8 protein-coding genes are annotated in these 7,957 nt (G+C 64.6%); all 8 read left to right on the top strand.

Annotation, left to right across the window (positions count from 1 at the left end; translation table 11 throughout):
- Positions 1–6 precede the first annotated feature (6 nt).
- The 8 genes from catC (at position 7) to catA (ending at position 7,807) form a co-directional block, all read left to right on the top strand.
- A complete protein-coding gene (gene catC, locus V0R59_RS21685) occupies positions 7–297 on the top strand; it encodes a muconolactone Delta-isomerase (protein ID WP_330076714.1) in 291 nt (96 codons plus the stop codon).
- A 152-nt stretch (positions 298–449) separates the two neighbouring features.
- Positions 450–1,406: an AraC family transcriptional regulator gene (locus V0R59_RS21690; protein ID WP_330076715.1), complete on the top strand. Its 957-nt coding sequence runs from the start codon at positions 450–452 to the stop codon at positions 1,404–1,406.
- A 291-nt stretch (positions 1,407–1,697) separates the two neighbouring features.
- The gene (benA, locus tag V0R59_RS21695) at positions 1,698–3,053 is read left to right on the top strand and encodes a benzoate 1,2-dioxygenase large subunit (protein ID WP_330078405.1); all 1,356 of its coding nucleotides are present in this window, start codon (positions 1,698–1,700) and stop codon (positions 3,051–3,053) included.
- On the top strand, positions 3,053–3,541 hold the full coding sequence (gene benB, locus V0R59_RS21700) for a benzoate 1,2-dioxygenase small subunit (RefSeq protein ID WP_330078406.1): 489 nt from the start codon (positions 3,053–3,055) through the stop codon (positions 3,539–3,541). The genes benA and benB overlap by 1 nt, the downstream gene beginning before the upstream one ends.
- A 67-nt stretch (positions 3,542–3,608) precedes the next feature.
- Positions 3,609–4,619: a benzoate 1,2-dioxygenase electron transfer component BenC gene (gene benC, locus V0R59_RS21705; RefSeq protein WP_330078407.1), complete on the top strand. Its 1,011-nt coding sequence runs from the start codon at positions 3,609–3,611 to the stop codon at positions 4,617–4,619.
- Positions 4,620–4,680: 61 nt separating this feature from the next.
- On the top strand, positions 4,681–5,445 hold the full coding sequence (locus V0R59_RS21710; RefSeq protein WP_330078408.1) for a 1,6-dihydroxycyclohexa-2,4-diene-1-carboxylate dehydrogenase: 765 nt from the start codon (positions 4,681–4,683) through the stop codon (positions 5,443–5,445).
- Between the two features lie 49 nt (positions 5,446–5,494).
- Positions 5,495–6,832 carry an MFS transporter gene (locus V0R59_RS21715; RefSeq protein WP_330078409.1) on the top strand — a complete coding sequence of 446 codons (1,338 nt, stop codon included), beginning with the start codon at positions 5,495–5,497 and terminating at the stop codon, positions 6,830–6,832.
- Positions 6,833–6,880: 48 nt separating this feature from the next.
- Positions 6,881–7,807, top strand: a complete 927-nt coding sequence (gene catA / locus V0R59_RS21720) for a catechol 1,2-dioxygenase (protein WP_330078410.1) — start codon at positions 6,881–6,883, stop codon at positions 7,805–7,807.
- The last annotated feature ends 150 nt before the right edge of the window (positions 7,808–7,957 follow it).

Raw genomic sequence — 7,957 nt, forward strand, 5'->3', positions numbered from 1 at the left:
ATTCCCATGCTGTTCCACGTGAAGATGACGGTGAAATTGCCGGTCGACATGGACCCGGCCAAGGCCACGCAACTCAAGGCAGACGAAAAGGAACTGGCCCAGCGCCTGCAACGCGAGGGCATCTGGCGCCATCTCTGGCGCATCGCCGGGCATTACGCCAACTACAGCGTGTTCGACCTGCCTAGCGTCGAGGCGCTGCACGACACGCTGATGCAGTTGCCGCTGTTCCCCTACATGGATATCGAAGTCGACGGCCTGTGCCGCCACCCCTCGTCGATCCATGCCGACGACCGTTGATCCGATGAAGTCCGGCAGGGCTGGCATCCGCACCCCGGCACTGTTTGTCGCCGGTGAATTGTGCCGACCCCTGCCTTTGCGTACTGTGACCCATAGAGCGCCCGCCACAGGAGCGCCACGACCATAACTATAAAAAAGCGAGTGCCTTGCCGATGGATAGCCGCCTGCTGAGTGACCGCAGTAGCGTGTTTCGACATGCCGACCCCTATGCCGTGTCCGACTACGTCAACCGACACGTCGGCCAGCATTGCATAGGCCTTTCCCGCAGCACCCACCCGCTCGCCAGTCTCAACCATCGCAAGTTCGCCGACCTCGACCTGTGCCGCATCAGCTACGGTGGCAGCGTGCGCGTCACCTCGCCGGCGCTGGAGACCATCTACCACCTGCAAGTGCTGCTCAGCGGCAACTGCCTGTGGCGTGGGCATCAGCGCGAGCATCACCTGGTGCCCGGCGAGTTGCTGCTGATCAACCCCGACGACCCGGTGGACCTGACTTACTCGGAAGACTGCGAGAAATTCATTCTCAAGGTGCCGGTCAAGGTCCTCGAAGCGGTGTGCGACGAGCACCGCTGGCAGCGTCCGGACAGCGGCGTGCGCTTTCTGCGTAACCATTACCGCCTCGACGAACTGGAAGGCTTCGCCAGCCTGCTGGCCATGGTCTGCCAGGAAGCCGAGGCCAGCGACCCGCTGCTGCGGGTGCAGAGCCACTACAGCCAGATCGTCGGCAGCAAGTTGCTGTCGCTGCTGACCACCAACATCCGCCGCGAGAGCCTGGGCACGTCCTCCGCCAGCTTCGAGCGGATCACCGACTACATCGAGCGCAACCTCAAGCAGGAACTGTCCAGCGAACACCTGGCCGAGCAGGCGCGGATGAGCGTGCGCTCGCTGTATGCGCTGTTCGAGCGCCAGCTCGGCATCACGCCCAAGCAGTACATCCGCCAGCGCAAGCTGGAATGCATCCACGCCTGCCTGAGCGACCCGGATTGCCTGGTGCGCAGCCTCACCGAGCTGGCCCTGGATTACGGTTTCCTGCACCTGGGGCGCTTCTCCGAAAGCTATCGCCGGCAATTCGGCGAACTGCCCTCCGACACCCTCAAGCGCCGGGCCTGAAACAGCAACCCTGTGGGAGCTCACCCAGCCTTTCAGGCTGCGCTGTCACACAGAGAGCAGGTCCAAGAGCGACGCGGCCCCCTGTGGGAGCGGGTTTACCCGCGATTGCGTCCGTGAGTTCACTATCGCAATCGCGGGTAAACCCGCTCCCACGGGGGCCGCGTCGTGCTTTTTTACCTTTACCTACACCCCTGCAAAAAACGGATAGCGGTCTGCAAAAACCGGATATCGAGCCCATCGCCACCCGCCTAATCTGGCCTCCGTCAGATAATAAAAACGGAGGTCCCGGCCATGACCCTGGGAATCGACTACCTGAATGCCCTGCTTGAGGAAGACAAGGACCAAGGCATCTACCGCTGCAAGCGGGAGATGTTCACCGATCCGCGGTTGTTCGAACTGGAGATGCAGCACATCTTCGAGGGCAACTGGATCTACCTGGCCCACGACAGCCAGATCCCCAACAACAACGACTTCCTCACCACCACCATGGGGCGCCAGCCGATCTTCATCGCGCGCAACAAGGACGGTGAGCTGAACGCCTTCCTCAACGCCTGCAGCCACCGCGGCGCGATGCTCTGCCGGCACAAGACCGGCAACCGCTCCAGCTACACCTGCCCGTTCCACGGCTGGACCTTCAACAACAGCGGCAAGCTGCTCAAGGTCAAGGATCCGAGCGCGGCCGGCTACCCGTCCTCGTTCAACTGCGAAGGCTCCCACGACCTGACCAGGGTGGCGCGCTTCGAGTCCTACCGCGGCTTCCTGTTCGGCAGCCTGAATGCCGATGTGAAGCCCCTGGTGGAGCACCTCGGCGAGTCGGCGAAGATCATCGACATGATCGTCGACCAGTCCCCGGATGGCCTGGAAGTGCTGCGCGGCTCCAGTTCGTACATCTACGAAGGCAACTGGAAGCTCACTGCCGAAAACGGCGCCGACGGCTACCACGTCAGCTCCGTGCACTGGAACTACGCCGCCACCCAGAACCAGCGCAAGCAGCGCGAGGCCGGTGAAGAAATCAAGACCATGAGCGCCGGCAGCTGGGCCAAGAACGGCGGCGGCTTCTACTCCTTCGAGCATGGCCACCTGCTGCTCTGGACCCGCTGGGCCAACCCCGAGGACCGCCCGGCCTTCGAGCGCCGCGACGAACTGGCCCGCGACTTCGGCCAGGCCCGCGCCGACTGGATGATCCAGAACTCGCGCAACCTGTGCCTGTACCCCAACGTCTACCTGATGGACCAGTTCAGTTCGCAGATCCGCATCGCCCGGCCAATCTCCGTGGACAAGACCGAGATCACCATCTACTGCATCGCCCCCCGTGGCGAAAGCGCCGAGGCGCGGGCCAAGCGTATCCGCCAGTACGAGGATTTCTTCAACGTCAGCGGCATGGCCACCCCGGACGACCTGGAAGAGTTCCGCTCCTGCCAGACCGGCTACGGTGGCGGTCGCGGCTGGAACGACATGTCCCGCGGTGCCGAGCACTGGGTGGAAGGCGCCGACGAGGCGGCCAGGGAAATCGACCTGCATCCGCTGCTCTCCGGCGTGCGCACCGAGGACGAGGGCCTGTTCGTCCTGCAGCACAAGTACTGGCAGGACACCATGCTCAAGGCCGCCAGCAGCGAACCGCAACTGATCCCCGTGGAGGCCGTGTGATGAGCGCCCTTTACGAAACCGTGCGCGACTTCCTCTACCGCGAAGCGCGCCTGCTCGACGACGCCCGGTGGGATGAATGGCTGGAGCTGTACGCCGCCGACGCGACCTTCTGGATGCCGTCCTGGGACGACAACGACAGCCTCACCGAAGACCCGCAAAGCGAGATCTCGCTGATCTGGTACGGCAACCGTGGCGGCCTCGAAGACCGGGTGTTCCGCATCAAGACCGAACGCTCCAGCGCGACCATCCCGGATACGCGGACCTCGCACAACCTAAGCAATATCGAGATCGTCGAGGAAGGCGATGGCCAGTGCCAGGTGCGCTTCAACTGGCACACCCTGAGCTTCCGCTACAAGACCACCGACAGCTATTTCGGCACCAGCTTCTACAGCCTCGACCTGCGCGGCGGGCAGCCGCTGATCAAGGCCAAGAAGGTGGTCCTGAAGAACGACTACGTGCGTCAGGTCATCGACATCTACCACATTTGAATCACCCGGCAAGGCGTGGTTGGCGACCCTCGGGGCGCCAGGCCCGCGGCCGCGTGCGAGGTGTACCATGAGCTTCCAGATCGCGCTCAATTTCGAAGACGGCGTCACCCGCTTCATCGACGCCACCGCCAGCGAAACCGTGGCCGACGCCGCCTATCGCCAGGGCATCAACATCCCGCTGGACTGCCGCGACGGCGCCTGCGGCACCTGCAAGTGCTTCGCCGAAGCCGGTCGCTACGACATGGGCGACAACTTCATCGACGACGCCCTCAGCGCCGACGAACTGGAGCAAGGCTACGTGCTGACCTGCCAGATGCGCGCCGAAAGCGATTGCGTGGTGCGCGTGCCGGCTTCGTCGCAACTGTGCAAGACCGAGCAGGCCAGTTTCGAGGCGGCCATCAGCCAGGTGCGCCAGTTGTCCGAGAGCACCATCGCCCTGTCGATCAAGGATGAATCGCTGTCGCGCCTGGCCTTCCTGCCGGGGCAATACGTCAATCTCAAGGTGCCCGGCAGCGAGCAGACCCGCGCCTACTCCTTCAGCTCGCTGCAGAAGGATGGCGAGGTCAGCTTCCTGATCCGCAATGTCCCCGGCGGGCTGATGAGCAGCTTCCTCAGCGGCCTGGCCAAGGCTGGCGACCGCATGACCCTGACCGGTCCGCTGGGCAGCTTCTACCTGCGCGAGGTCAAGCGCCCGTTGCTGCTGCTGGCTGGCGGTACCGGCCTGGCACCGTTCACCGCGATGCTGGAGAAGATCGCCGGACAGGGCAGCGCGCATCCGCTGCATCTGATCTACGGCGTCACCAACGACTTCGACCTGGTCGAGCTGGAACGCCTGGAGCGCTTCGCCGCCGAGATCCCCAACTTCACCTTCACCGCCTGCGTGGCCAACCCCGGCAGCCAGTACCCGAACAAGGGCTATGTCACCCAGCACATCGCCCCGGGCCACCTCAACGACGGCGATGTCGATGTCTACCTGTGCGGTCCGCCGCCGATGGTCGAGGCGGTCAGCCAGTACCTGCGTGAACAGAACATCGCCCCGGCCAATTTCTACTACGAGAAATTCGCCGCCGCCGTCTGAACCCTTTTTTACGGGGTTGCCCCGTCGTGCGGGCAGGGTGACCCCTTTTTTATTCGAGGTCGTGATGAACAGATTCGACGACAAAATCGCGCTGGTGACCGGCGCCGCCCAAGGCATTGGCCGGCGGCTGGTCGAGCGCCTGCTCGGCGAGGGGGCGCGGGTGATCGCCGTGGACCGTTCCGAGCTGGTGTTCGAGTTGGAGCAGGGCGAGCGCCTGCTGGCGCTGACCGCCGATCTTGAGCAGTACGGCGATTGCCAGCAGGTGATGGCGGCGGCGGTGGAGCGCTTCGGCCGCCTCGACATCCTGGTCAATAACGTCGGCGGCACCATCTGGGCCAAGCCGTTCGAGCATTACCAGCAGCACGAGATCGAAGCCGAAGTGCGTCGCTCGCTGTTCCCCACCTTGTGGTGCTGCCATGCGGCACTGCCGTACATGCTGGAGCAGGGCAGGGGCGCGATCGTCAACGTGTCGTCCATTGCCACCCGCGGGGTCAACCGCGTGCCCTATGGCGCGGCCAAGGGCGGGGTGAACGCGCTGACCGCCTGCCTGGCCTTCGAGAACGCCGGGCGCGGCATCCGTATCAACGCCACGGCTCCCGGCGGCACCGAGGCCCCGCCCCGGCGCATCCCGCGCAACAGCGCGCAGCAGAGCGAACAGGAGCAGGGCTGGTACCAGCAGATCGTCGACCAGACGATCGACAGCAGCCTGATGAAGCGCTACGGCAGCCTCGACGAGCAGGTTGGCGCGATCCTCTTCCTGGCTTCCGACGAGGCTTCCTATATCACCGGCACGACCCTGCCCGTAGGCGGTGGCGACCTCGGTTGACCCCTTGCCCGACACGGTTTCTCCACAACAAAAACAAGAGATGGATGCCATGCGAAAAATCGACGTACACCAGGTCATCGACCAGGCGCCCTTTACCCGCTTTCACTGGATGGTGATGTGCTGGTGCGCCCTGCTGCTGATCTTCGACGGCTACGACCTGTTCATCTACGGCGTGGTCCTGCCGGTATTGATGAAGGAGTGGGGCCTGACTCCGTTGCAGGCCGGCGCCCTTGGTAGCTACGCCCTGTTCGGCATGATGTTCGGCGCCCTGGCCTTCGGCAGCCTGGCGGACAGGATCGGGCGCAAGAAGGGCATCGCCATCTGCTTCGCCCTGTTCTCCAGCGCCACCCTGCTCAACGGCTTCGCCAGCAGCCCCACCGAGTTCGGTATCTATCGCTTCTTCGCCGGCCTCGGCTGCGGCGGCCTGATGCCCAATGCCGTGGCCCTGATGAACGAATACGCACCCAAGCGCCTGCGCAGCACGCTGGTGGCGATCATGTTCAGCGGCTACTCGGTAGGCGGCATGCTCTCGGCCGGCATCGGCATCTACATGCTGCCGCGCTTCGGCTGGGAATCGATGTTCTTCGCCGCCGCGCTGCCGCTGTTGCTGCTGCCGGTGATTCTGTACTACCTGCCGGAGTCGATCGGCTTCCTCGTGCGCCAGGGCCGTGGTGAACAGGCCAAGGCCCTGCTCAAGCGCCTCGATCCGTCCTGCATGGCGCAGCCTGACGATGTGCTGGAAGCCCACGACAGCAAGGGCAAGAGCGTCTCGGTGCTGGAACTGTTCCGCGGCGGCCTGGCGGTGCGCACCCTGTCGGTGTGGGTGGCGTTCTTCTGCTGCCTGCTGATGGTCTATGCCCTCAGCTCCTGGCTGCCAAAGCTGATGGCCAGCGCCGGCTACAGCCTGGGTTCGAGCCTGTCGTTCCTCCTTGCCCTGAATTTCGGCGGCATGGCCGGGGCCATTCTCGGCGGCTGGCTGGGCGACCGCTTCAACCTGGTCAAGGTCAAGATCGCCTTCTTCCTCGCCGCGGCGGTGTCCATCAGCCTGCTCGGGGTCAACAGCCCGATGCCGGTGCTGTACCTGCTGATCTTCATCGCCGGCGCCACCACCATCGGCACGCAGATCCTCCTGTATGCCGGCGCTGCCCAGCTGTACGGGCTGTCGATCCGCTCCACCGGCCTGGGCTGGGCCTCGGGCATCGGCCGCAACGGCGCCATCGTCGGCCCGCTGCTGGGTGGTGCGTTGATGGGCATCAACCTGCCGCTCCAACTGAACTTCATCGCCTTCGCCATTCCCGGCGCGGTCGCTGCCCTGGCCATGACCGTGCATGTCCTCAGCGGCAAGCGCCAGGGCCTGGTTGCGGCGCCCGCAGCAGCTCGCGGGTAAGGCAAGGACGCTTTGCGACACCCACACAGACAACAAGAGGTGAACACCATGACCGTGAAGATTTCCCACACTGCCGATGTCCAGAAGTTCTTCGAAGAGGCCGCTGGCCTTGGCAATGACGACGGCAGCCCGCGCCTGAAACGCATCATGCTGCGCGTGCTGCAGGACGTGGCGTGCATCGTCGAGGACCTGGAGATCAGCGAGGACGAGTTCTGGAAGACCGTCGACTACCTCAACCGCCTGGGCGGCCGTAACGAAGCCGGCCTGTTGGTGGCGGGCCTGGGCATCGAGCACTTCCTCGACCTGCTGCAGGATGCCAAGGACGCCCAGGTCGGCCTCACCGGCGGTACCCCGCGGACCATCGAAGGCCCGCTGTACGTGGCCGGTGCGCCGCTGGCCGAGGGTGAGACGCGGATGGACGACGGCAGCGAGGAGGGCATCGCCACCCTGATGTTCCTCGACGGCCAGGTGCTCGACCCGCAGGGCCAGCCGATCGCCGGGGCCATCGTCGACCTGTGGCATGCCAACACCAAGGGCACCTATTCGTTCTTCGACCAGAGCCAGTCCGAGTACAACCTGCGCCGGCGCATCGTCACCGATGCCGAAGGCCGCTACCGCGCACGCAGCATCGTGCCGTCCGGCTATGGCTGTGATCCGCAGGGGCCGACCCAGGAATGCCTGGACCAGCTGGGGCGGCACGGCCAGCGTCCGGCCCATGTGCATTTCTTCATCTCGGCGCCGGGGTATCGCCACCTCACCACCCAGATCAACCTGTCCGGCGACAAGTACCTGTGGGACGACTTCGCCTACGCCACCCGCGAGGGGCTGGTCGGCGAGGTGCAATTCCGCGAGGACGGCGCCCGGGGTGTGGCGGGGCGCTATGCCGAGCTGAGCTTCGACTTCCAGTTGCAGGAGGCTCCTGATGCGGCTGCCGAGGTGCGCAGCAAGCGGCCTCGGGCGTTGCAGGAAGCCTGACCTCGCAGCTCTTACCGGCGAGCGCGATACCTGTGGGAGCGGGTTTACCCGCGATGGCGTCGGTGATGCCACCATCGCAATCGCGGGTGAACCCGCTCCTACAAGATTCGCGTTGCGGTAATCAAAGAGGTGCATGCCAATTGCACCTGC

The sequence above is a fragment of the Pseudomonas ulcerans genome, assembly GCF_036324125.1.
Taxonomy (GTDB): Bacteria; Pseudomonadota; Gammaproteobacteria; order Pseudomonadales; family Pseudomonadaceae; genus Aquipseudomonas; species Aquipseudomonas ulcerans.